This window comes from Pseudomonas sp. BS-2016 (genome assembly GCF_001806145.1).
Lineage (GTDB): Bacteria > Pseudomonadota > Gammaproteobacteria > Pseudomonadales > Pseudomonadaceae > Aquipseudomonas > Aquipseudomonas lundensis.
The window spans coordinates 484389-508380 of sequence record NZ_MLCT01000019.1 but is presented as its reverse complement, the minus strand read 5'-3'; the positions used below and the strand labels follow the sequence as shown (position 1 = coordinate 508380).

16 protein-coding genes and 1 pseudogene are annotated in these 23992 nt (G+C 58.8%); 5 read left to right on the top strand and 12 right to left on the bottom strand.

Annotated features, from left to right (window positions below; genetic code table 11):
* Positions 1 to 17: 17 nt before the first annotated feature.
* The 4 genes from BKD70_RS12720 to gnd all read right to left on the bottom strand — a co-directional run bounded on the left by BKD70_RS12720 (position 18) and on the right by gnd (position 4266).
* Positions 18 to 830, bottom strand: a complete 813-nt coding sequence (locus BKD70_RS12720; RefSeq protein ID WP_047276472.1) for a crotonase/enoyl-CoA hydratase family protein — start codon at positions 828 to 830, stop codon at positions 18 to 20.
* A gap of 112 nt (positions 831 to 942) precedes the next feature.
* The gene (locus BKD70_RS12715) at positions 943 to 1725 is read right to left on the bottom strand and encodes a Cof-type HAD-IIB family hydrolase (protein ID WP_047277290.1); all 783 of its coding nucleotides are present in this window, start codon (positions 1723 to 1725) and stop codon (positions 943 to 945) included.
* Positions 1726 to 1765: 40 nt separating this feature from the next.
* A complete protein-coding gene (zwf, locus tag BKD70_RS12710) occupies positions 1766 to 3289 on the bottom strand; it encodes a glucose-6-phosphate dehydrogenase (RefSeq protein ID WP_047276474.1) in 1524 nt (507 codons plus the stop codon).
* On the bottom strand, positions 3286 to 4266 hold the full coding sequence (gnd, locus tag BKD70_RS12705; protein WP_047276476.1) for a phosphogluconate dehydrogenase (NAD(+)-dependent, decarboxylating): 981 nt from the start codon (positions 4264 to 4266) through the stop codon (positions 3286 to 3288). The genes zwf and gnd overlap by 4 nt, the downstream gene beginning before the upstream one ends.
* A gap of 291 nt (positions 4267 to 4557) precedes the next feature.
* Between gnd and BKD70_RS12700 the strand changes: the two genes are divergently transcribed.
* The 3 genes from BKD70_RS12700 (at position 4558) to BKD70_RS12690 (ending at position 9048) form a co-directional block, all read left to right on the top strand.
* Positions 4558 to 4740, top strand: a complete 183-nt coding sequence (locus BKD70_RS12700; RefSeq protein ID WP_047276477.1) for a DUF6026 family protein — start codon at positions 4558 to 4560, stop codon at positions 4738 to 4740.
* A 168-nt stretch (positions 4741 to 4908) separates the two neighbouring features.
* The gene (locus tag BKD70_RS12695; RefSeq protein ID WP_047276479.1) at positions 4909 to 6651 is read left to right on the top strand and encodes a phosphoethanolamine transferase CptA; all 1743 of its coding nucleotides are present in this window, start codon (positions 4909 to 4911) and stop codon (positions 6649 to 6651) included.
* Positions 6652 to 6801: 150 nt separating this feature from the next.
* The gene (locus tag BKD70_RS12690; protein WP_047276481.1) at positions 6802 to 9048 is read left to right on the top strand and encodes a TonB-dependent siderophore receptor; all 2247 of its coding nucleotides are present in this window, start codon (positions 6802 to 6804) and stop codon (positions 9046 to 9048) included.
* Between the two features lie 115 nt (positions 9049 to 9163).
* On the opposite strand, the gene BKD70_RS12685 is transcribed toward BKD70_RS12690, so the two are convergent.
* From BKD70_RS12685 to BKD70_RS12650, 8 genes and pseudogenes are all read right to left on the bottom strand, one after another.
* Positions 9164 to 9649, bottom strand: coding sequence for a GNAT family N-acetyltransferase (locus BKD70_RS12685; protein WP_047276483.1), 486 nt, complete (start codon positions 9647 to 9649; stop codon positions 9164 to 9166).
* Between the two features lie 56 nt (positions 9650 to 9705).
* A complete protein-coding gene (locus tag BKD70_RS12680; protein WP_047276485.1) occupies positions 9706 to 10050 on the bottom strand; it encodes a hypothetical protein in 345 nt (114 codons plus the stop codon).
* 118 nt (positions 10051 to 10168) lie between these two features.
* The gene (locus tag BKD70_RS12675; RefSeq protein ID WP_047276487.1) at positions 10169 to 13426 is read right to left on the bottom strand and encodes a transporter substrate-binding domain-containing protein; all 3258 of its coding nucleotides are present in this window, start codon (positions 13424 to 13426) and stop codon (positions 10169 to 10171) included.
* Positions 13427 to 14053 (bottom strand): response regulator transcription factor, encoded by a 627-nt coding sequence (locus BKD70_RS12670; protein WP_047276489.1) that lies wholly within the window; start codon positions 14051 to 14053, stop codon positions 13427 to 13429.
* A gap of 288 nt (positions 14054 to 14341) precedes the next feature.
* Positions 14342 to 15059: pseudogene (locus tag BKD70_RS12665) on the bottom strand (MgtC/SapB family protein).
* A 70-nt stretch (positions 15060 to 15129) separates the two neighbouring features.
* Entirely contained in the window at positions 15130 to 17892 is a 2763-nt protein-coding gene (gene mgtA, locus BKD70_RS12660) for a magnesium-translocating P-type ATPase (RefSeq protein ID WP_047276492.1), read from the bottom strand.
* A 708-nt stretch (positions 17893 to 18600) separates the two neighbouring features.
* Positions 18601 to 19938, bottom strand: coding sequence for a lysine N(6)-hydroxylase/L-ornithine N(5)-oxygenase family protein (locus tag BKD70_RS12655; protein ID WP_047276493.1), 1338 nt, complete (start codon positions 19936 to 19938; stop codon positions 18601 to 18603).
* Positions 19939 to 20055: 117 nt separating this feature from the next.
* The gene (locus BKD70_RS12650) at positions 20056 to 20535 is read right to left on the bottom strand and encodes a sigma-70 family RNA polymerase sigma factor (protein ID WP_047276495.1); all 480 of its coding nucleotides are present in this window, start codon (positions 20533 to 20535) and stop codon (positions 20056 to 20058) included.
* Positions 20536 to 20847: 312 nt separating this feature from the next.
* Between BKD70_RS12650 and BKD70_RS12645 the strand changes: the two genes are divergently transcribed.
* Positions 20848 to 22020 carry an efflux RND transporter periplasmic adaptor subunit gene (locus tag BKD70_RS12645; RefSeq protein WP_047276498.1) on the top strand — a complete coding sequence of 391 codons (1173 nt, stop codon included), beginning with the start codon at positions 20848 to 20850 and terminating at the stop codon, positions 22018 to 22020.
* Positions 22021 to 23988 carry a MacB family efflux pump subunit gene (locus BKD70_RS12640; RefSeq protein ID WP_047276500.1) on the top strand — a complete coding sequence of 656 codons (1968 nt, stop codon included), beginning with the start codon at positions 22021 to 22023 and terminating at the stop codon, positions 23986 to 23988.
* Positions 23989 to 23992: the final 4 nt, after the last annotated feature.

The following is a 23992-nucleotide window of genomic DNA, read 5'->3' as shown; positions in this document are numbered from 1 at the left end:
CTGACGCCGCGCAGGCGTCAGTCGAGAAATTGCGGAGTGTTCTTGGTCATGTGCGCCGTCATCGCGACGCGCAAATCGGCGGATTGCAGCATGGCTGCGTTCCAGGTAGCCACGTATTCCAGGCCATCGTCCACCCGGTGATCGCGCATGTAACCGATCATCTGCTTGGTGCCACCAATCGCAATAGGCGACTTGCCGGCAATCTCACGTGCGATCCCCATAACGCCTGCAAGCAGCGCATCATGGTCGGGGTAAACACGGTTGACCAGCCCGATGGCGCGCGCCTCTTCGGCACCGACCATACGCCCGGTGTAGGCCATTTCGCGGAGCATGCCATCGCCAATGATGCGCGGCAAACGCTGGAGAGTACCCACGTCGGCGGCCATGCCCATGTCGATTTCCTTGATCGAAAACTGCGCGTCTTCAGCGGCATATCGCATGTCACACGCGGCAATCAGATCAATCGCACCGCCCAGACAGTAACCTTGAACCGCCGCCAGTACAGGCTTACGGCAGCGATCCACGGCATTGAAAGAGTCTTGCATCTGCAAGATCTTGCGCCGCAACAAGCGCGCATTGCGCCCTACATCCTTGCCCATTTCGTTGGCGACCGAGGCCAGCAACATGAGGTCGATACCCGCCGAGAAATGCTTGCCGGCACCGCTGATGACCACTGCCCGAACGGCATCGGTCTCGTCGATCCAGCGGAAAATATCGATGATCTCAGTCCAGAACGCCGCATTCATCGCGTTGACCTTTTCCGGTCGATTGATCCGCACGTGAGCAATATTGCCGTCTAACTCAACCTCAAACGCCTGGTACTGAGACATCACCTGAATCCTTTGTTAAGTGCCGTTGCCGGCCATAAGCCAAGGACTATAACAAGCCGCAAACCACGCTAGCAGGCCGCGATCCTGCCAAACGCCGGACAAAATGACTTACTCAGTGCTTCTGAGGCCGAAGGACATAGCGCTCGAGCGCCTGCGCAACACCGTCTTGCACATTGGTGCCCGTGACATGGGTCGCCTTCACCTTGATGGCTTCATCCGCTTGCCCCATGGCGATTGATAGCCCGGCCTTTTCGAACATCGCCGGATCATTGCCCCCATCACCAATGGCCATGGTCCGGGACAACGGCACATCCAGCATGTGCGCCAACGCCACCAGGGCTTCGTCCTTGTTCGCCTTCGGCGCCGTGATATCGAGATAGAACGCTTGAGAGCGGCTCGCCAGTGCCTTGCCAGCCAGTTCGTCGTGCAGGCGGTGCTCAAGCTGGATCAACAGTTGCGCGTCACGACTGGCGGCCACGATTTTGTCAACGCGCTCCAGGTGCGGCTCAAAACAGTCAACCACCACAGGGGCGTAACCGAGTGCGCGCTGCTCATGATCCACCATCGGGCCGTCTGGATCGCGCAAATACCATTGATCATCAGCGAACACCCACAGATCCACCGGGTAGGCTGACAACACCTTCAAGCTCTGGCGTACCGCGTCTACCGGTATGTGGTGCGACTTCAGGTACTGGCCATCTGCATCGACCAATACTCCGCCATTGAAGGCCGCCGTGGGCAAGATGATGCCCAACTGCTCGATCTGATCGCGCATCGCGCGCGGCGGGCGCCCCGAAGCCAATGTGAACGAGACGTCAGCATCTTGCAGTTGCCTGACCGCCGCCACCGTGGCCTCACTCAGGGAGTGGTCCGGGCGCAGCAGGGTGCCGTCCATGTCGCACAGCACCAGTTGGATTGAATCGGATTTCACGCGCTCATCCTATGTTCAGCCACACCCGGCCATCGCGGGCCAACAGGTCTTTAGCTGCTTCAGGACCATCTTCGCCGGCCCTGTAGGATTGGACTTCAGTGTGTTCGCGCCAGGCGTCCAAAAAGGGCTGCACGCCTCGCCAGCCGTTTTCGATGTTATCGGCGCGCTGGAACAGCGTCTGATCGCCCGTCAGGCAATCGTAAATCAACGTTTCGTAACCCGAGGAAGGCTGGATTTTGAAGAAATCCTTGTAGGCAAATCCCAACTCGATATTGGCCATTTTCAGGCCCGGTCCCGGACGCTTGGCCTGCAAGTCAAACCACATGCCTTCATTGGGCTGGATCTGAATGCGCAAATAGTTGGGCTGCATGCGCTCAACGTCGGTATCACGAAACTGCGCATAAGGCGCAGGCTTGAAGCAAATGGCAATTTCCGTGTCCCGGGCACTCATACGCTTGCCGGTGCGCAGATAAAACGGCACGCCTACCCAGCGCCAGTTGTCGATCATCACTTTGAGAGCGACGTAGGTTTCCGTCGTGCTGTCGGGCGCCACATTGTTTTCTTCGCGGTAACCGGGCACTGGCTTACCGCCGGACTCACCCTGGGTGTACTGCCCGCGCACTGAATATTTGCGCGCGTCTTCAATCGACCAGGGACGAATCGCGCCGATGACCTTGGCCTTTTCGCCCCGCACCGCGTCTGCGCCGAACGCGGCAGGTGGCTCCATGGCCACCATCGCCAACAACTGAAACAGGTGATTGGGCAGCATGTCGCGCAACGCACCCGTGTGTTCGTAAAAACTGCCGCGTGTCTCGACCCCCACGGTTTCGGCCGCGGTGATCTGCACATGGTCAATGTAATGATTGTTCCAAAAGGCTTCGAACAGCCCGTTGGAAAAGCGGCTGACCAAAATGTTCTGGACCGTCTCTTTGCCCAGGTAGTGGTCTATCCGGTAGATCTGCTTCTCGCTCATGACCCTTAGCAGGCAAGCGTTCAATGCCTGGGCTGTTTCGAGGTCCGAGCCAAAAGGTTTTTCAATCACGACCCGGCGAAATGCATCCGGGGTTTCATTGAGCAACCCGCTGGCACCCAGACGCTGCGCCACTTCACTGAAGAAGCGCGGCGCAGTCGCCAGGTAAAACACCGCATTGCCCGTGCCACTGGCGGCAATCTTCTGTTCCAGCGCCGCGTAGGTACTGTCGTCCAGAAAGTCGCCCTGCACGTAGCTGATGTTTTTTGCCAGCGAGGCCCATAACGCGGCATCCAAGCCATGACCATCAGGATGATCGACCTTGCTGGAGGCTTCCGTGCGAATGAAGTCCTCCAGCTTCTTGGCAAAGCCTTCATCACTGATCGCATTGTGGTCAACGCCCACAATGCGCAGGCCATCGTCCAGCAAACCGTCACGACTCAAGTTATACAGCGCGGGCATCAGCAAGCGCTTGACCAGGTCACCGTGCGCACCAAACAGAAACAGTGTGGTGGGCGGTGCCGGCTTGGCGTCGGGTTGGCTGGACAGGTCAGTCATTTTTTAGGGGTCTCAACGTGGCCGCCGAAACCAAAGCGCATGGCCGACAACATTTTGTCGCCATACAGGCTTTGCTGACGGGAGCTGTAACGGGCAAACAATGCGCTGGACAGGACAGGAACCGGCGTCGATTGCTCCATGGCCGCTTCGATGGTCCAGCGACCTTCGCCGCTGTCAGCCACCGCACCCGAGAAACCGTCCAGCGGTGCATCGGTGGCCAGAGCATCGGCTGTCAGGTCCAGCAACCAGGACGACACCACGCTGCCACGGCGCCAGACTTCAGCGATATCGGCCAGGTTGAGATCAAAGCGCTGGTCTTCCGGCAAGTTTTCGGAAGCCTTCATTTTCATCACGTTGAAGCCTTCGGCATAAGCCTGCATCAGGCCGTACTCGATACCGTTGTGAACCATTTTCACGAAGTGACCGGAACCCGCTGGGCCTGCATGAATGTAGCCACGTTCGGCACGGTCATCGTCAGACACGCGGTCTTTGGTACGCGGGATGTCTCCCATGCCCGGCGCCAGCGTGGCGAACAACGGGTCGAGGTGCTTAACCACCGCCGTGTCACCGCCGATCATCATGCAGTAACCGCGCTCCAGGCCCCACACACCGCCCGACGTGCCGACATCCACATAACGGATGCCTTTTGCGGCCAGCGATGCGGCACGCCGGATGTCATCTTTATAGAACGTGTTGCCACCGTCGATGATGATGTCATCGGCATCGAGCAGTTGGCTCAAGGTCTCGATGGTGTCTTCGGTCGGTGCACCGGAGGGCAGCATCACCCACACTGCACGTGGCTTGGACAGGCCGTCGACCAGCGCCTGAAGGTCGGCAACACCGGTTGCACCGTCCTTTTCCAGCGCGCTGACGAAATCGGTATTGCGGTCAAAAACCACGGTGGTATGCCCATTGAGCATCAGACGCCGTGCGATATTACCGCCCATACGGCCCAATCCAATAATTCCCAACTGCATGTACTGATGCTCCAAACACAAAATAAAAAAGGGTTACAACACTCTAGTGCAGCGATGCGTAAAGTGCCTCGCTGAGGATTAGTCCTAGCGCATGGCGCATAGTTTCGCACATGAGAGGTAACAGATTCCCTATTCAATACGTTCTGGCGACGGACGAAGGCACGCGGACAACGAAAAATATAAAAGTTCACTTCACTGACAAAAGAAATCACAATTCACCCCGGCAGTGACCCACGACCCGCAGCGGGCCGTTCGGGTACTCGATCGAAGATGTCAAAAAAGAGGTGAACCATGACCACAGTACTGTCCGCACGACCCGCGCAAACCCTCTATGTCACGATCCGTCGTGATGAGTTGCGTCAGCTCAAGGACGACAACGCGCAGTTACTGCAACAGGTCGAGCACTTGCGCCAGCAACTGGCCCTCGGCCAATCGCCTCTTTCCCTGACACGCTCAGCCGCCCACCTGAACTGACACCCGCCCGCCATGGCGAGTGAATGCTCGCCATTTCGCGACAAAGTTTTCACATCCCCTTGTTGATACTTCAACGCTCGAATGCTGCTCAACTCTTGATGCAGCGCTGACGCGTTGGCCACGCCTTGCTGCGCCAACCATCCAAGTGGTTATCAGCTGGAGCGCTGTATGGGGATGTTTAAACGCGATGCCACCTCGGCTAAAGGGTTCGACTGGGCAGGCCTGGGCTGGCTGTTTCTGTTCTTCTGGTACTTTTCCGGCATCACTCAACTGTTGATCCAGCTGACCGGCACCTCGGGCTTTTCCGGCTTCCGTCAGGCCTTCGTCATGAGCGCAATCTGGCTCGCCCCGATGCTGCTCTTCCCCGCCCGCACTCGCGTACTCGCGGCGATTATTGGCGTTGTGTTGTGGGCTTGTTCCCTGGCCAGCCTCGGCTATTTCTTCATCTATCAGCAGGAATTTTCCCAAAGCGTCATCTTCATCATGTTCGAATCGAACATCTCTGAAGCGGGCGAATACCTGACCCAGTACTTTGCCTGGTGGATGGTGCTGGCCTTCCTGGCACATACCGCCGTGGCCGTATTCCTGTGGACGCGTTTAAGGCCGGTGTACTTGCCCCGCGTTCAGGCATGGGCCGCCGCCGTCGGTATTCTGGTCGCCGTCGTGGGTTACCCGTTGATCAAGCAAACGCTCAAACACGACACCCTGGCCGCTGCGATGGAAAGCTTTGAAAGCCGCGTCGAACCTGCGGTGCCATGGCAGATGGTAGTGGCGTATCGCCGTTACCTTGAGCAACTGGACAGCATGCAGGGCATGTTGGCCAGCGCCAGCAAAATCCCGCCGTTGACCCATCTCAAGGACAGTGAAGCGGGCAAGCCTGCCACGCTGGTGCTGATCATCGGTGAGTCAACCAACCGCCAGCGCATGAGCCTGTATGGCTACAACCGCAAAACCACGCCCAACCTCGACGCACTGCGCGATCAGCTGTCGATTTTCGACAACGTCGTGACCCCGCGTCCGTACACCATCGAGGCCTTGCAACAAGTGCTGACGTTTGCGGACGAAGAAAACCCCGACCTGTACCTGAGCACGCCGTCGCTGGTCAGTGTGATGAAGCAGGCGGGCTACAAAACCTTCTGGGTGACCAACCAGCAGACCATGACCAAGCGCAACACCATGCTCACCACCTTCTCCGAGCAAGCGGACGAACAGGTCTACCTCAACAACAACCGCAATCAGAACGCCCGTCAGTACGATGGCGACGTGCTGGAGCCGTTCTCGAAAATCCTCGCCGACAGCGCACCGCGAAAACTGATCGTGGTTCACTTGCTGGGCACCCACATGAGCTACCAGTACCGTTACCCGCCCAGCTTCGACACATTTACTGACCGCACAGGTGTACCCGCCGGCCTGACGGACGATCAGGTGCCGACCTACAACAGTTACGACAATGCGGTGCTGTACAACGACTTCGTGGTGTCGAGCCTGATCAAGGACTTCGCCAAGACCGATCCCAACGGTTTCCTGCTGTACCTGTCCGACCACGGCGAAGACGTGTTCGACTCGGTCGGCCACAGCACGCTGGGGCGCAACGAAGCAAAACCGACGGCCCCGATGTACACCATTCCCTTCATGGCCTGGGCCTCACCGAAATGGCGTGAAAACCACCCATGGAATTTCACCCGTGACCTGAGTCGCCCGTACAGCAGCTCGCAATTCATTCACACCTGGAGCGACCTGGCCGGGCTGTCCGCCGATGAGCTGGACGACAAGAAAAGCCTGGTCAGCGATCAATTCGTAGCCCGCCCGCAACTGATCGGCGACCCCTACTCGCGTCCGCAAAAAGCCTTGATCGACTTCAGCCTGATCAAACCCAAACACCCGGCTCCCGGCGAAATCGCCAAGCAATAACCCCACAACGAGGCGGCCCGACCGCCTCGTTGACCTTGAGTTGCGCAAAGACATATTTTGAAATAAGAACATTTCCCATTTGGCTAATTTGCCTCCTTATCGCTCGTTTTATGTGAACCACTTCACAACAACGATAAGGAGCCGACAGCCATGTACGCGCCCATACCCCGTCCCGTCACGTTCGCCCTCGGCCTGCTCGGCAGTGTTTTCACCGCCCAACTGCTGGCAGCGTCCGAGGCCGAGAAGGATGAGCCAGCCCCAACCCCCACGCTGGAACTCCCCAAGACCAGCATCACCGCCCAGGGTTTAGGCGCCATCACTGAGCACACAGGCGCTTACACCACCGGTTCGACCAATACCGCCACCCGGCTCAATCTGAGCATCCGCGACACCCCGCAGTCGGTTTCGGTCGTCACCCGTCAGGAAATGGACGACTTCAACCTCAACACCCTCACCGAAGCGATGCGCCATACCACCGGCGTGGTGGTGCAACACAACGACACAGATCGCGTCAGTTATTCATCCCGGGGCTATTCCATCCAGAACTTTCAAATCGACGGGATGCTCAACACATTCAGCAACATGAAAACCGACGCCGACACGATCATTTATGACCGCATCGAGCTGGTGCGCGGCGCCACGGGCCTGACCACCGGTGCGGGTGATCCGTCCGCCACTATCAACATGATCCGCAAGCGCCCGACTCATGAACTGGCCGCCAAAGTGGGCGTCAGTGGCGGTAGTTACGACGACTATTACAGCTACGTGGATGTCGGCGGTCCATTGGGCCTTGACGGCCGTTTGCGCGGCCGCAGCGTACTGGCCTACCGTGACGCCAAGTCCTTTCGCGATCACTACGCCCTCAAACGAGAAGTGGCCTACGGCATTCTTGAAGCCGACCTCACCGACGACACCACCCTCTCGGTGGGTTATGACTACTTCAACAAAGAGGTCCAGGGCACATCCTGGGGCACATTGCCCTATTGGAATGGCGCAGGGGGAAAAGCCGGGCTGGGCCGTGCAACCAATTGGGTAGCGCCCTGGAGTTCATGGCCCAAACAAGACAAAACGGCGTTTGCCACGCTGGATCAACGTCTATTCAGCGACTGGCGCCTCAAAGCGGCTTACACCCATCGCATCAGCAGTACAGACGGCAGTGTTTATTACGCCGGGGGCGGTTTTCCGCAAGCCGATGGCACGGGCATGCAGGCCTATACCAAGCACATGACGGGCGACGAATCCATGACCGCCATGGACATCAATATTTCAGGCACGTACCCGCTGTTCGGTCGCGATCACGAGCTGATGTTTGGCTACGGGGAGGCAACGTTCGTCAATACCTCGCCCTGGTTAATTGATCGCAACCCGGAAGGTTACATACAGGTGCCCGACTGGCAGAACCTGAGCAACGTGCCCAAATTCCAGGACATCAACACCGGGCTGGAGCAAAGCCGGGACACCACCCAGCAGAAAGCCGGGTACCTGGCAACACGCTTTAACCTCAGCGATCAATGGCACGCGGTGCTGGGCACGCGTTACGGCAGCTGGAAAGGCACCAACCTCAACAAGGAATACGACGAAACCACGTACCGACTGACCCAAAAAAACAAAGTCACCCAACTGCATAACGACATGCTCACCCCGTACGCCGGGCTGCTCTATGACTTCACCGAGCACCTCACGGCCTACGTGAGCTACACCGATATTTTCAAACCGTCCGAAGAGAAAACCATCAACAAGACTTACCTTGAGCCGGTGGTCGGCAGTAACTACGAAGTGGGCCTCAAGGGCAGCTTTCTGCAAGAGCGGTTGAATCTCTCGAGCGCCGTGTTCTGGAGCACGCAAGACAACGTACCTGTGATAGATGACTCCGTGCCCCGCGGCCCGAATGGCGAGGAATATTACAAATCAGCCGGCAAAGGCAACAAGATCAAGGGCTTTGAAATAGAACTGGCCGGAGAAGTCATGCGCGACTGGAACATGATGGCCGGTTACACCTACACCCATTCGCGGGACAGTGAAGGTCAACGCCTCAACAGTGCATCGCCGTTAAACCTGTTCAAGCTCTCAAGCACCTATCGGCTGCCCGGCCAATGGCGAGCCCTGACAGTGGGTGCAGCCGTAAACTGGCAAAGCGACATATTCCGTGAGGCTTGGCGCCCAACCGGTGGCAAAGATGAAAAGGGCGAGCCGATTACCGTCGCCGATACCATCACTCAAAAGTCCTACACCCTGGTGGATCTGATGGCCCGCTACGAATTCGACAAACACCTGTCGGCCACACTGAACGTCAAAAACCTGTTCGATCAGAAGTACTACGACAATGTCGGCTTTTATAACGGAGTGTTCTGGGGGGATCCCCGTACCGTCAACGTGGGAATTGAATGGAAGCTCTAATGCGCCTGCCCTAGGCAGCGGGCAACGCAGGGCACGAACGGGGCTGGCGCAAGCAGCCCCAGGCAATTCAAACACGGCTCGCCGGGCACCCGCCTGAAGCCACCGGCGGCAAGCCTTACAAGTATTTATTCCAGAACAGCATGCGCCCGTGTGCCGGATTCAGTTGGCCTTCGCTAAAGCCAAACTTGCGATAGGAGCCCTGAGCCACCGGATTGCCTTCCAGCACTTCGAGGGTGATTTTGCAGCAACCGCGCTCACGGGCGATGGCTTCAACTTTCTCCAGCATGTGTTGGCTCAAGCCCAACCCCCGATAGGTATCGACCACTGACACGTCGTGAACGTTGACCAGCGGTTTACCGGCGAAAGTGGAAAACCCTTCGAAGCAGTTAATCAACCCCGCGGCCTGGCCGCCTACGAAGGCCAGTACGCTAAACGCATGCGGACGCTTGGCCAGTTCAGCGGGCAACGCCTGAAGAACCGCATCCGATAAGGCTTCACCGCCCCCCATCGGGTCCCGGGCGTAATGGTTGAGCACATCCCTGACGGCCTGTGCGTGAACAGGATTCAAATAGTCCGCTTGCACCACAACGACGTCTGACATGCCACCGGCTCCTTTATGAACGCGCTTAAGAAGCCCCGGACATTAACGGGCCAACCTCAGTCCGACAAGCCTGACGTGGTGTCCGGCACGTCAATGCTCTGCATCAACGCGTTGACCCGTTGTGCAACGTCATGGGCACTGGCATACACCAGCACGTGTTTGTATTGCGGGTGCTCCTTGCAGGCGTCGGGTCGATCAAAACCCGCAGCGGCCGCCATGCGTTGACTGATCAGCAACACATCAAACGCATGTTTCTCGGCATCCCCGAGCCCCAGCAGGGCTTCAATCCGGTCCAGTGGCGCAATGCGGAAATAGCCCAAACCGTTAAGCGCCCTCTCTATCTTCAGAGCCTCTTTTCGCTCTGCGTCGGCGATCAAGATTCGCAATGATTTCGTTGGCATTTAAGTTGAACCATCAGCAAGTGTGTCGTTGGAACGTTTACCGATGCCTGGCAGCGCCAGGCCACGGCACCAGCAAAATAAGTGCTGCCCACACCATTTCAAGAGGCCATTTGTCTTGTCAGGCGCCCGATTCATCATCATCCAGATAAGGCGCAAGCAGTTCATCGAGCCTTTCCATGCTTTGATACAAAGCGTCTACAGTCTCGGTCAGCTCGGGCGCATGGCTGGCAGTACAAGCGTCTTCGAGGCGCTCACACCGCTGGATCACGTCCCGCGCGTCGATCAGGCGCGCACCGCCTTTAACCCCATGCGCCAACCCCATCAACCCCTTGCGATCGCCGTCCACAAACAATGCCAACAGCCGGGCCATGTCCTGCTGATTGCTCGTGGCCAGAGCGGCCAGCATCTTTTGGACCTGTGCGTCATCCCCCTGACTGGTCTCGCGCAGGTACCTCAGGTCAATTTCTGGCGCGGCGCCGCAAAGCGCATCGGCCTCCTCCCCACCAACCGACGCCAGGCAGTCGCTCAAATCCTTGAGGCTGATGGGTTTGAACAGGCATTTATTCATCCCGGCTTCCAGACAACGGTCAACCTCTTCGGGTTGAGCATTGGCCGTAAACCCCAGGATCAGGCACGGTTTCATGCCCAGCAGGTGTTCTTGTTCGCGTATGGCGCGCGCCAGGTCATACCCGTTCATGACAGGCATGTTGCAATCGGTAATGACCACGTCAAATGAGCGCGCATGCCACCTTTCAAGCCCTCGCGCGCCGTGCTCGGCATCAATCACTTGATGCCCCAGATAGCGCATCTGTTGAGCCAGCAACAGACGGTTCGCCGGATAATCGTCCACCACCAGAATCGTTAACGAACGGCTTTGCAGCGGCGCCGACTCAGGCTCAATGGGCATTGCTATCGGCTCAAGACGCGGCACCTGCAACAGCACCTCAACCTGAGTCCCCTGCCCCAGCACGCTCTGCAGGCGTAACGTTCCGCCCATCATTTCGCACAGGGTTCGACAAATAACCAGCCCCAGGCCCGAGCCACTGCGGGCGGATTGCGTGTTGTTGCTGGCTTGAATGAACGGGCTGAACAACCGTGACTGATCCGCCTCTGAGATGCCCATGCCCGTATCGCTCACGCGCACGCTCACGCTCAGGCGGGAAGGGTCGCGGCCCGGCGTCACGTACAAGGCCAGCTTCACTTCTCCGGCGTCCGTGAACTTGATGGCATTGCTCAGCAGGTTGGAGACAATCTGCTTGAACCGCAAAGGGTCAATCCAGGCGTCCGTCTCGGGCACTTCACAGACCACATGGCTGACCAGACTCAGACGTTTTTGGCGTGCCAGCCCGTCAAACATGCGCAACACCGACGCGACCAATGCCTGAATATTGGCCCGTTCAGGGCTTAAAGACAGATGCCCGGACTCAATGCGCGCGATGTCCAAAATGTCCCCGATCAGCGCCAGCAACTCTCGCGCCGACCCGGAAGCCACCTCGATGGCAAAACGGTCCAGCACACCCTGCTCGGCTTTTTTCATGGCCAGCTCGAGCATGCCGATCACAGCATTCATCGGCGTACGAATTTCATGACTCATGGTGGCCAAAAACGTGGTTTTGGCCCGGTTCGCCTCATCAGCACTTTGCTTGGCGGCCTGCAGCTGCTCCAGCAATTGCTGACGTTTAATGACCGCGCGGCGCAGATAAGCAATCCAGCCCAACGCCACCGCCAACAAAACAGCGGCAATCGCAAAGCCCTGAAGAATCGCGGCACGATTGCGCAACCAATAACTGTCTGTCTCTTGCCCGGTGGTGCGCCAGCGCTGGGTCAAGGCACTCATTTCTTCAGGGCTGATACTCAACAAGGCTTTGTCGAGAATGCTGCTTAACTCGGATGAGTGCTGCGCCGTGGCGAATCCGATATGCGCGGGCTGTGTGCCGACCGTGCTGGTGATATGCAACTGCTCGCGGAAATAGCGCGAAATCATGTAGCGCGCGCTGATCAACGCATTGACCGCCGCTGCCGCCTCACCTTGGGCCACCTTGTTCATGGCTTCCCAGGCATTTTCCACCTCAAGCACCTGCACCTGCGGGTAGTGATGCAGCACAAACTCACGCAGCACAGTGCCCCGCACCATGGCCACCCGCTGGCCCGCCATCTGGTCCAGGGTGGTCGGGCTGCCCGGCGCGACCCGCGTGACAAGCACAAAGGGCGTGGTGAGATAAGGCCGGGAAAAGCGCAATTGCCCTTCACGGGCGTTGCTGGGCGTGAAAGCGCCCATCAAGTCGGCTTCGCCCGTGGTCACCAGCGCGATCAACTCCTCGACAGAATTCCCCGTCACCGGCTCGAATACCAACCCGGTTCGAGCACTGATATTGAGCAACACATCCGCGCTCACGCCTTTGAAGGCGCCCTGCTCATCAATAAATGACAGCGGCAGGTAATGGTCATTGATGGCCACTTTCAATCGCGGGTGTTCATTCAACCAGCGCTGTTCGTTACTGCTGAGGTTTAATCGCCAATGACCGCTTACCTGCGGCCCTTCCGAACTCCAGCGACGCAGGATCGTCATGCGTTCACTGGGCGGAATGGCCGACAGAGCGGCGTTCACAATACCCAACAGCCTGGTGTTATCCCGTTCAAGGGCGAAGGCAAACGGGGTGACTTCCATGCGCGAGAAGTCAGCCAACTGCACATTGTTCAAGTAATTTCTGTTGATCAGGTAATTGGCGCCGATGAAATCGCCTAGGTAGACGTCTGCCTGGCCGAAGGCCACCGCGCCGATCGCGGTCAGGGTGGACGGGTACAGTTGCAGGATGGCCTTGGGGTAAAACGCCTGGACTTTTTGCGGCTGTAAATAATGATCCAGCAGCGCCACCCGCAGGCCAGCCAGATCGGCAGGCAAATGGCCTGTTCGCGCCGTACGCGTCACCAGCGTCGGCGCGTCTTCGGCGTAGGCCTGGGTCAACTTGAGCGCCCTGTCCTGGGCTTCAAAGTCGTTGGCGCTGCCCAGCAGGTCGACTTCACCTTGCTTGAGGGCTTGCACGGCAAGGGGCCTTGAAGGGTAGCGCCTGACCTCGATCGCGATGTGCAGCAACTGCGAGAGGAGTTGCGCATAGTCCGCCGTGATGCCTTCAAGGTACTGCTCATCTTCGGCCAGCTCGAAAGGCATGTTGTCGGGGGCAGACACCCCTAATCGCAAGACACCCTTTTGCTCAAGCCAGTGCTCATCGGCGGCCTCAAGTACCACGCTGTACTCTTCGACATTCGAGCGTCCCAACAGCTGCAAGGTTTGCACTGAGGGGTCAGCAAAGGCTTGTGGCCACCCGAATACGAGCACCACCATGCCAGCCCACGCCCGGAGGATGAGCGCGTTCATTTAGATCAGGTCATTACGTTTGGCAAACTCTGCCAGGTACACCACCGACCTCATGTTCAGCTTTTCAATCAGACGGGCTTTGTACGTACTGATGGTTTTACTGCTGAGCAACATGTCTTCAGCAATTTTCTTGTTGGTTTTACCCAGTGCCAGTTGTTTCAGAATGCTCAGTTCACGGCCAGATAAACGCTCGATCAACTCCTGCTCACTCACGGCGCAATCGCTGCTACGCACCGAGCTATCACTCAAGTTGGGAAAAAAGGTGTACCCGTCAAGCACGACTTTTACCGCTTGCAGAACTTCGGAAAGGCCTTTGGTTTTGGTGATAAACCCGGTCGCACCGGCTTTCATGCAACGCTGTGAATAATGCAGGGGCGAATGGGAGGTCAGCACCAGAATACGGCTCGTAAGGCCCGAGGTTTTTATGCGCCTGATGACTTCAAGGCCATCGAGCCCTGGCAGGCTCAGATCAAGAATAATCAGATCGACATGATGCTCGCGGGCCATTTGAACAGCGTCCACCCCGCTATCGGTTTCCCCGACGACGTGATAGCCGTGATTGCTCAAGATGGCGCTCACGGCAGAACGGATTAACGGATGATCATCAACAATCAAAATCTTATGCATATGCACCCCAGCCCGTAGTATCAATGCCGGTGTACACCGAGCGAAAATCACCGTTTTGAATAGACACGATTTAATTTCAACCCAAAAAGACAGAGTTATTGAGACCTAAATGAAGTATAGGAAAAATCCTACAAACTTCTTTCATCAGGCTCAAAAAAAACGCTGCCGGGTTAAAACCGATTTCAAATCAAGCTGCGGATAATGGCCAAAAAAAAACCATCGCGAGGAAGGGCGCTGGTGACTCTTGTTGTAAGAATTCCCTTAAAGATGCTTTCCGTTATCCCGAAGTTACTCCGTGGTACTCGGGCTCCAAAACGCCTGGACCACCAACGTTGATGTGGAAATTCGCGCGACCAGTGCATCCAGCTCGTCGCCGTCCACGGAAGTGGCAACCAGCGTGCATTCAATCTCGACTTCGTCCTGGCCAAATGCATGCAGATCCAGATCCCGCGCCGGGTAATTGCTGCGCTCAAGCTCGGCCTCCAGCAAGGCGAGCACAGCCTTTTGTTGATGACGTCGCGCAATCACATAGACCATGTAAGTGACTTCGGACGAAATCACGTCCAACGGCTGGCGGTTGATGTTGTTCACGATCGGGCGCAACAGGGTGTTGGCCGCGAGTACGAACAATGTGCCCAGCAGCGCTTCGAGAATCAGGTCGGCCCCCGCACACGCGCCCACGGCGGCAGACGCCCAGAGCGTGGCGGCAGTGTTAAGTCCGCGCACATTGCCTTCTTCCCGCATGATGACCCCGGCCCCTAAAAAGCCGATGCCGGAAACCACATAGGCCACTACCCGCACGGCGCCTTCAGCCCCGCCCAGGCGGTTGGCCATGTCGACAAAAAATGGCCGCGCCCACCGCCACCAGCACGTTGGTGCGCAAGCCGGCGGTACGTTGACGGAATTGACGCTCGAAACCGATCAACCCGCCCAGGACGAACGCCGCGCTGAGGCTGACCAAGGTGTCGATCAGTGACGAGAGGTTGATGTTGTTGAGTGCTTGCATGGTTTCATCCCTGACTCAATCGCTGTGTGGCATCGCCGCCCGGCCAGGCGGCGATGGGTAAGCACTGGCGTTACTGCCAGCCGAACTTGCGGATGTAGAACCCTTTCACCGCTTGGGTCAGCCCCATGTACGCCAGCAGGATCACGGGCAAGAACACGAAGTACAGCGGTGGCAGCGCCTCCAGTTTAAAGTAGCTGGCCAATGGCCCCATCGGCAGGAAAATCCCGATCGCCATGATCACCCCCGTCATGACCAGCAGCGGCATGGCGGCGCGGCTTTGCAGGAATGGAATCTTCGGCGTGCGGATCATGTGCACGATCAGGGTCTGAGTCAGCAGGCCAACCACAAACCAGCCCGACTGGAACAGCGTCTGATGCTCGGGCGTATTGGCCTGAAACACGTACCACATCAGGCAAAACGTCAGGATGTCGAAGATCGAGCTGATCGGTCCGAAGAACAACATGAAACGTCCCACGTCGGCGGGCTGCCAGCGCTGGGGCTTTTTCAACATGTCGTCATCGACGTTATCGAACGGGATCGCAATCTGCGACACATCGTAGAGCAGGTTTTGTACCAGCAGGTGCATCGGCAGCATCGGCAAGAACGGGATAAAGGCGCTCGCCACCAACACCGAGAACACATTGCCGAAGTTGGAGCTGGCCGTCATTTTGATGTACTTGAGCATGTTGGCGAAGGTGCGACGCCCTTCCAGCACGCCCTCCTCCAGCACCATCAGGCTCTTTTCCAGCAGGATGATGTCAGCCGCTTCCTTGGCAATGTCCACGGCGCTGTCGACCGAAATCCCGATGTCGGCGGTGCGCAATGCCGGGGCGTCATTGATCCCGTCGCCCATAAAACCGACCACATGGCCATTGGCTTTGAGCAAGCGCACGATGCGCTCCTTGTGGGTGGGCGTGAGCTTGGCAAACACATTGGTGGTTTCCACAGCCACCGCCAGTTCGGCATCGCTCATGCGCTCAATGTCATTGCCCAGCAACAAACCCTGCTGGTCCAGCCCCACTTCCCGGCAAATTTTCGCCGTCACCAACTCGTTGTCACCGGTCAGCACTTTAACCGCCACGCCGTGTTCAGCCAGTGCCTTGAGCGCGGGCGCCGTGCTCTCTTTGGGTGGATCCAGGAACGCCACGTAGCCGATCAGGGTCAGGCCTTGCTCATCCGCCAGGGTGTAGGTGTCGCGCCCGTGCGCCATGGAACGTGCGGCGACGCCCACCACCCGCAGGCCTTCTTCGTTGAACGCTGCCGTGACGCTGCGAATGCGGGCCAGCAGTTCATCGGTCAGTACTTCTTGCGCATCGCCGTGGCGAACGTACTGACACACGGACAGGACTTCTTCGACAGCGCCTTTGCAAATCAGCACGTGCGGCCGGTCGTGCTCGGCCACCACCACCGACATGCGCCGCCGGTTAAAGTCGAAAGGAATTTCGTCGACCTTGCGATAGGCCGTGCCCACGTTTAGCTCGCGGTGCACCTCAACATGCTCCAGCACCGCGACGTCCAGCAGGTTCTTCAAGCCGGTCTGGTGATAGCTATTGAGGTAGGCCATTTCCAGCACGTCGTCGGACTCTTGCCCCCAGATATCCACGTGGCGGGCGAGAAAGATTTTGTCCTGGGTCAGGGTCCCGGTTTTATCGGTGCACAGTACATCCATCGCACCAAAGTTCTGGATCGCATCCAGCCGTTTGACGATGACCTTTTTGCGCGACAGAAACACCGCGCCCTTGGCCAGGGTCGAGGTCACGATCATGGGCAGCATTTCAGGCGTCAGGCCCACGGCCACCGAGAGTGCAAACAGCAGGGCTTCGGGCCAATCGCCTTTGGTGAAACCGTTGATGAACAGCACCAGCGGCGCCATCACAAACATAAAACGGATCAGCAACCAGCTGACTTTATTGACACCGGTCTGGAACGACGTCGGGCCACGGTCGGTGGCGCCGACGCGCTGGGCCAATGCCCCAAAATACGTGGCATTGCCGGTGGTCAGCACCACGGCGGTTGCCGCCCCGGACACCACGTTGGTGCCCATGTACACGATGTTGTCCAGCTCCAGCGGGTTGCGGGTATCGCGGTCTGCCTGGTGCGGGAATTTTTCCACGGGCATGGATTCGCCAGTCATGGCTGCCTGGCTGACGAACAGGTCCTTGGCACTGAGCACGCGGCAATCTGCCGGAATCATGTCCCCGGCCGACAACACGATCAGGTCGCCCGGCACCAGTTGCTTGATCGGCAACTCGATGCGTTGCGCGCCCTTGATGTGCAACGACGCCCCATAAAATTTGCCAAACACCGGCGCCGCATCGGCACTGAAGTCACGGCGCATCACCGTGGCGGTGTTGCTGACCATGGCCTTGAGCGCATCCGCGGCCTTGTTGGACTTGGCCTCTTGCCAGAAGCGCAACACTGTGGACAACACCACCATGGTGCCAATCACCACCGCGGCCTGGACGTCATCGGTGGCCAGCGACACGCCCGCCAGCAAGGTCAGCAACAAGTTGAAGGGGTTTTTATAGCAGTGCCACAGGTGAACCCAACGGCTGAGCGGTTGTTCGTGCTCGACCTCGTTAAGCCCGTGCTGTTGGCGCAAGGCCTGCGCTTCAGCTTCGCTCAGCCCGTCAGTGTGGGTGCCGAGCCGGTCGATCAGCTCAGCACTGTCACTGTGGGCCGCGGCTACCAGGGTTTGCGCCAGGGTGGGCGGCACTTCGCGGCTGACGGTGGTGTGGGTCACGCTGTCGAGCACGGCCAGACGCCGAAAATGCCGTGCGATGTGCCGGGTCCGCAGAAAACCTGCGAAAAATTCTTTAAGGGTGAGTTTCATCGTGCTACTCCTGCGCCGCCTGCGCTCACCCTCATCGGGGCTTACGCAGGCGGCCTTAATCTCGAACCGTCATTCATGGTGTGAGTACTCGCGAGCAGGTCAAATACCTGCGTTTAACGGGGCAATCGCACAGGGCCCGGCAAGGCAGGTCGATGATGGCGACGGCGGATTGGCATAAACGTGTTACCCATGGTGAGTCCTCTGACAGACAACGTCAGCGGGATTCCACGGCAGGTCCAGGCGAGCACAGGCGCTACGCCGCAAACGCGGGGCATGAGCCTGCTTCCTGAGGCAACCGGCCTGGCAAAAGGCGTTGGTCACACAGGTTTAAGTGTCGAAGAGAGGGCTTGTCGGATCAGGTCACAGGGGACCGGTTCCAGGCGCCATTTCTCGCTGTTCAGCAAGAAACGGCAGGGGAAGCTGCGCGTTAACTTGCCGAGTATGTGCCAGTCTTGAAGACCGGCCGACTACTGTCACTCGAACTGGTACCCACTGAGGGACTCCGCTATTGATGAAAACGCCGGCAGCTTACGCCCGACCTTTTGCAGAGTAAACCGTGAAAACACGTCCCGTTGACGAATCAAACAGTTCTTCAGCACGGGTTCAGAAATGACCAGTCACCCACTCAAAAAACGTGAGCGACTGGAGGGAGGCAATGGCCAAGGCAGGGAATAGAGCGCTTCGACAGGGCCTTAAGTAGGGGCAGGTTCAGACGGCAGCGGCCAGCATTTGCTCAGCACTGACGCCGCTCTTTGTACGATCTTTCTCGTAACCATACAAAGATGCTGAAATTTCCTCGGCACGAATCGGAAGAACCGACAACAAGGTATCGCTCAAACCATGGCTGGCCTGACAGAAGCCTTGCATGTAGATCCCTGCTTTGCATCGCTCGTCGGTGACGATTCGATAATCGCGGTCCACTTCAAACTCGCCCAGGTACTCAGCCAGCGGGGCCAGCAGGTGACGGTGCATGTGCCGCTCATAGCCCGTGGCCAGAATCACTGCATCATAAGCCTGCGTGCTGACCTCACCGTTGGCGGAGTTACGCAGCGCCAGGGTGATGCCCTGCTCGTCAGCCACGGCGCTTTCAATGCCGGTCAGGCTGCGGAACGCGTGACGGGCAATGCCCGAGACTTTCTGACGGTAGAAAATCCCGTAAATACGCTCGATCAGGTCGATGTCGACCACCGAGTAGTTGGTGCTCTGGTACTCGGTAATCAGGCGCTCGCGCTCGGCGGTGTTCTGCTGGTACACCAGATCGGTGAACTCCGGCGAAAACACTTCATTGACGAACGGGCTGTCATCGGCCGGTTTGAGGGCCGAGCCGCGCAGGATCAAATCCACCTGGGCCGACGGGAAGCTGTCATTTAAATCAATGAAGGCTTCGGCGGCACTCTGGCCACCGCCAATGATTGCGATACGCATGGGCTGGCCGCTCACGCAAGGCTGCGAAGCCATCCGCGCCAGGTACTGCGAGTGGTGGAACACGCGGCTGTCATCCTTGAGTGCCTTGAACGCTTCTGGAATACGCGGTGTACCGCCCGCACTGACCACCACCGAACGCGTGGTGCGCACGTGCTGCTGGCCGCGGGCATCGCGGGAAATCACGCGCAACGCTTCGACCTGTTGCTGATGCAACACCGGCTCGATGGCCAGCACTTCTTCGCCATAGCGGCTTTGTGCTTCAAAGTGCGACGCCACCCAGCGCAGGTAGTCATTGAACTCCATGCGGCACGGATAAAAGGTGCCCAGGTTGATGAAATCCACCAGGCGCCCGTGGGCTTTGAGGTAATTGACGAAAGAATACGGGCTGGTCGGGTTGCGCAATGTGACCAGATCCTTGAGGAAGGAAATCTGCAGCTCACTCTGGGTGACCAGCGTATTGCCGTGCCAGCGGTAGTCCGCCTGCTTGTCCAAAAACAGCACGTCCAACGGGCCTTGTACCTGCCCGCGTTCTTCCAGGGCGATGGCCAAGGCCAGATTGGAAGGCCCGAAACCGATGCCGATCAGATCATGAACGACGGCCGAAGCGATTGCCTGTGTCATTTCCAGTGTCCTCTGGATTGCCCCTCAACAGAGGGAAGAAAAAGCCCATGACCCGATTGCGCTGTGGCAGCGCAGCAGGTCGTCTGTTGAGTAGGAACGAGGCTACAGAAATAAAATTTAAGCGTGGTCCCACTGCCGAATCCGAATTCGGCAATGCTTCATGGCGTTCACGATGTGCTTCTCGACCACACTGCGGGACACACCGAGGCGTTCGGCAATTTCCAGGTGGGACAGCCCTTCGAGCTTGCGCAGCAAGAAACAGTCGCGGCACACCGCCGGCAACTCATTGAGCGCGCGCTGCACCATTTCCAGACGCTGGCCCTGCGCCAGGGTGGCCTGCGGGGATGGGCTGTAAAAGCGTTCGTCGGCGTCCAGGGCCTCCAGTGGCTCGATCTGGCGCAGCGTGTTGCGTCGATGCCCATCGATCACCAGGTTCAGGGCCGTGCGGTACAAAAAGGCCCGCGGCTGCTCAATCGGCTCATCGCTGGAACGCTCCAGTACGCGTACATAGGCGTCATGCACCACATCTTCGGCGGCCTGTGCATTGCCCAGTCTGGCGCTCAAAAAGCTGACCAGCTCGCGGTAGTAGTTTTCCAACGTAACTCCTGACCGCAGCGGGTGCGGTAACTTTCCATGAGCGCTGAAACAGGGCCGAATCAGATGGCGGCATGATGATGGCACTTTAGGGGACGTAATTTATAGTAATTCTCATATAGATTTAAAGTCCGACTGTAGAAACAAACAGGAAATATTCAGTAACAGCCCATTCCGAACAGCCTTAAATTCATGGCTCACGCCTACGTCTACTCAACAGCTCCCCGTAACTGTCATCTCGCGACAGCGTTAGCTGTAGGGCATTTCAGCTCGATAACCTGACGACGGGCCGAATCCCATTGGCCGGAACCCTGCATGAAACGCCCCCGACAGACCCGCCGCGCGTTGCTGATCGTACTTTCTTCACTGCTGGTTGGTGCCCTGGTTGCCTGGCCTTTTCTGACACCCGGTCGCGAAGCGTATGACACGGTCCCCGTGACACGCGGCAACATCGAAAGCAGTGTGACGGCACTCGGCACGCTGCAACCGCGTCAGTACGTCGACGTCGGCGCCCAGGCGTCCGGGCAGATCCGCAAGATCCACGTCGACGTCGGCGCCGAGGTCACGCAAGGCCAGCCGCTGGTCGAGATTGATCCGTCGACGCAAACTGCAAAGCTCGACGCCAGCCGCTTCGCCATTGAAAACCTCAAAGCCCAGTTGCAAGAGCAGCGCGCCCTGCACGATCTGGCGCAACAGAAATACCAGCGCCAGCAGCGCCTCGCCCAGGGCGGCGCCACCCGCGAAGAAGACATCCAAAGTGCCCGGGCTGAGGTGCGCACCACCCAGGCGCGCATCGACATGTTCCAGGCACAGATCCGTCAGGCCCGGGCCAGCTTGCGCAGCGACGAAGCCGAACTGGGCTATACGCGCATCTTCGCGCCCATGTCCGGTACGGTGGTGGCCATCGACGCCCGCGAAGGGCAAACCCTCAACGCCCAGCAGCAAACGCCCTTGATCCTGCGGATCGCCAACCTGTCGCCCATGACGGTCTGGGCCGAGGTCTCGGAAGCCGACATCGGCCACGTCAAACCGGGCATGCAGGCGTATTTCACAACCTTGAGCGGCGGCAACCGGCGCTGGGCCAGCACCGTGCGGCAAATCCTGCCCGTGCCGCCCAAGCCCCTGAACGAGGCCAGTCAGGGCGGCGGCAGCCCCGCCAGCTCAGGCAAAAGCGGCAGCGCGCGGGTGGTGCTGTACACCGTGCTGCTCGATGTCGACAACACCGACCAGGCGTTGATGCCTGAAATGACGACCCAAGTGTTCTTCGTCGCCAATCAGGCGCGCGATGTCCTGCTGGCGCCGGTCGTGGCGCTGCAAGGCAGCACCGACAGCGATCGCCAGACCGCGCGGGTGGTGGCCAAAAACGGTGACATCGAAACCCGCCAGATCCGCACTGGCATCAGCGACCGCTTGCGCGTCGAGATCCTTGAAGGGCTCAACGAAGGCGATCACCTGCTGATCGGCCCCGCCCCCGGCAACGGAGGTTAAATGCCCACGCCACTGATTGAACTGCATGACATCCGCAAGGTGTACGGCGGTGTCGACACCCCGCAGGTGCAGGTGCTCAAAGGCGTCAGCCTGTCGATCCATGCGGGTGAATTCGTGGCCATTGTCGGCGCCTCGGGTTCCGGCAAGTCGACGCTGATGAACATCCTCGGCTGCCTCGACCGCCCGACGTCCGGGCGCTACCTGTTCGCCGGCGAAGACGTGGCCAGCCTCGACACCGACGAGCTGGCGTGGCTGCGCCGCGAAGCCTTCGGCTTTGTGTTTCAGGGCTACCACCTGATTCCCTCTGCCTCGGCCCAGGAAAACGTCGAAATGCCTGCCATTTATGCCGGCATGCCTGCCGCCGAACGCCATGCCCGCGCCGCTGCCCTGCTGACGCGCCTGGGCCTGGCCGAACGCACCGGCAACCGCCCGCATCAACTGTCCGGCGGCCAGCAACAACGGGTGTCCATCGCCCGCGCCTTGATGAACGGCGGGCACATCATCCTCGCCGACGAACCCACCGGTGCCCTCGACAGCCACAGTGGCGCCGAAGTCATGACGTTGCTCGATGAACTGGCCAGCCAGGGCCATGTGGTGATCCTGATTACCCACGACCGCGATGTCGCGGCACGGGCCAACCGCATCATCGAAGTGCGCGATGGCGAGGTCATCAGCGACAGCGCCAATGGCGCGCCGCCCGTCTCTGACAACCCGAACGCCTTGCAAGCCATCGACCTGCGCCAACGCCTCAACCAGGGCAGCGAAGCGCGCGGTGCCTGGAAAGGCGAGCTGGTGGACGCCGTTCATGCAGCCTGGCGGGTGATGTGGATCAATCGCTTTCGCACCGCCCTGACCTTGCTCGGTATCGTGATTGGCGTGGCGTCGGTGGTGGTGATGCTGGCCGTGGGTGAAGGCAGCAAGCGTCAAGTGATGGCCGAAATGGGCGCGTTCGGCTCCAACATCATCTACCTCAGCGGCATGTCGCCCCGGCCTCGGGCACCGCTGGGGATTATCACGCTCAATGACGTGGCCGCGCTGTCCACGCTGCCGCAGGTGAAGATGATCATGCCGATCAACGGCGCCGAGATTGGCGTGCGCTATGGCAACGTCGATCACACGATGTACACCGGGGGCAACGGCATCGATTTCCCGGCCATCTTCAACTGGCCGGTGGTGCAAGGCAGTTTCTTCACCCAGGCCGACGAAGACGCTGCGGCCGCCGTGGCCGTGATCGGCAAGAAAGTGCGGGAAAAGGTACTCAAGGACGTGCCCGACCCGATCGGGCGCTACATTCTGCTGGAGAATGTACCGTTTCGCGTGGTGGGAATTCTGGCCGAAAAAGGCGCCAGCTCCGGGGACTCGGACAGCGACACGCGCATCGTGGTGCCCTATTCCGCCGCCAGTGTCCGCCTGTTTGGCACCCACAACCCGGAATACGTGGTGATCGCCGCGGCCGACGCGAGCAAGGTCAATCAGACCGAAAAAGCCATCGAGCACTTGATGCTCAGGCTGCATAACGGCCATCGCGATTTCGAAATCACCAACAACGCCGCGATGATTCAAGCCGAGGCCAAGACCCGCAACACCCTGTCGTTGATGCTCGGCTCGATTGCTGCCATCTCATTGCTGGTGGGCGGCATCGGGGTGATGAACATCATGCTGATGACGGTGCGTGAGCGCACCCGTGAAATCGGTATTCGCATGGCCACCGGGGCGCGCCAACGCGACATCCTGCGCCAATTCCTCACCGAAGCGCTGATGCTGTCGGTGGTGGGGGGCGCGGCTGGCATCGGCCTGGCTTTCATCGTCGGCGCCGTGTTGTACCTGTGCGACGTGGCCGTGGCGTTCTCGTGGATGGCCGTCTTCGGCGCCTTTGGCTGTGCCCTGGTGACCGGCGTCATTTTCGGCTTTATGCCGGCCCGCAAAGCTGCCCGGCTCGACCCGGTCACGGCCCTGACCAGTGAATAAACAA

What these genes read in the sequence shown, in the direction of transcription:
- BKD70_RS12720 (WP_047276472.1), bottom strand. Translation starts at nt 830, where the DNA reads ATGTCTCAGTACCAGGCGTTTGAGGTTGAGTTAGACGGCAATATTGCT.
- BKD70_RS12715 (WP_047277290.1), bottom strand. Translation starts at nt 1,725, where the DNA reads ATGGACGGCACCCTGCTGCGCCCGGACCACTCCCTGAGTGAGGCCACG.
- zwf (WP_047276474.1), bottom strand. Translation starts at nt 3,289, where the DNA reads ATGACTGACCTGTCCAGCCAACCCGACGCCAAGCCGGCACCGCCCACC.
- gnd (WP_047276476.1), bottom strand. Translation starts at nt 4,266, where the DNA reads ATGCAGTTGGGAATTATTGGATTGGGCCGTATGGGCGGTAATATCGCA.
- BKD70_RS12700 (WP_047276477.1), top strand. Translation starts at nt 4,558, where the DNA reads ATGACCACAGTACTGTCCGCACGACCCGCGCAAACCCTCTATGTCACG.
- BKD70_RS12695 (WP_047276479.1), top strand. Translation starts at nt 4,909, where the DNA reads ATGGGGATGTTTAAACGCGATGCCACCTCGGCTAAAGGGTTCGACTGG.
- BKD70_RS12690 (WP_047276481.1), top strand. Translation starts at nt 6,802, where the DNA reads ATGTACGCGCCCATACCCCGTCCCGTCACGTTCGCCCTCGGCCTGCTC.
- BKD70_RS12685 (WP_047276483.1), bottom strand. Translation starts at nt 9,649, where the DNA reads ATGTCAGACGTCGTTGTGGTGCAAGCGGACTATTTGAATCCTGTTCAC.
- BKD70_RS12680 (WP_047276485.1), bottom strand. Translation starts at nt 10,050, where the DNA reads ATGCCAACGAAATCATTGCGAATCTTGATCGCCGACGCAGAGCGAAAA.
- BKD70_RS12675 (WP_047276487.1), bottom strand. Translation starts at nt 13,426, where the DNA reads ATGAACGCGCTCATCCTCCGGGCGTGGGCTGGCATGGTGGTGCTCGTA.
- BKD70_RS12670 (WP_047276489.1), bottom strand. Translation starts at nt 14,053, where the DNA reads ATGCATAAGATTTTGATTGTTGATGATCATCCGTTAATCCGTTCTGCC.
- mgtA (WP_047276492.1), bottom strand. Translation starts at nt 17,892, where the DNA reads ATGAAACTCACCCTTAAAGAATTTTTCGCAGGTTTTCTGCGGACCCGG.
- BKD70_RS12655 (WP_047276493.1), bottom strand. Translation starts at nt 19,938, where the DNA reads ATGACACAGGCAATCGCTTCGGCCGTCGTTCATGATCTGATCGGCATC.
- BKD70_RS12645 (WP_047276498.1), top strand. Translation starts at nt 20,848, where the DNA reads ATGAAACGCCCCCGACAGACCCGCCGCGCGTTGCTGATCGTACTTTCT.
- BKD70_RS12640 (WP_047276500.1), top strand. Translation starts at nt 22,021, where the DNA reads ATGCCCACGCCACTGATTGAACTGCATGACATCCGCAAGGTGTACGGC.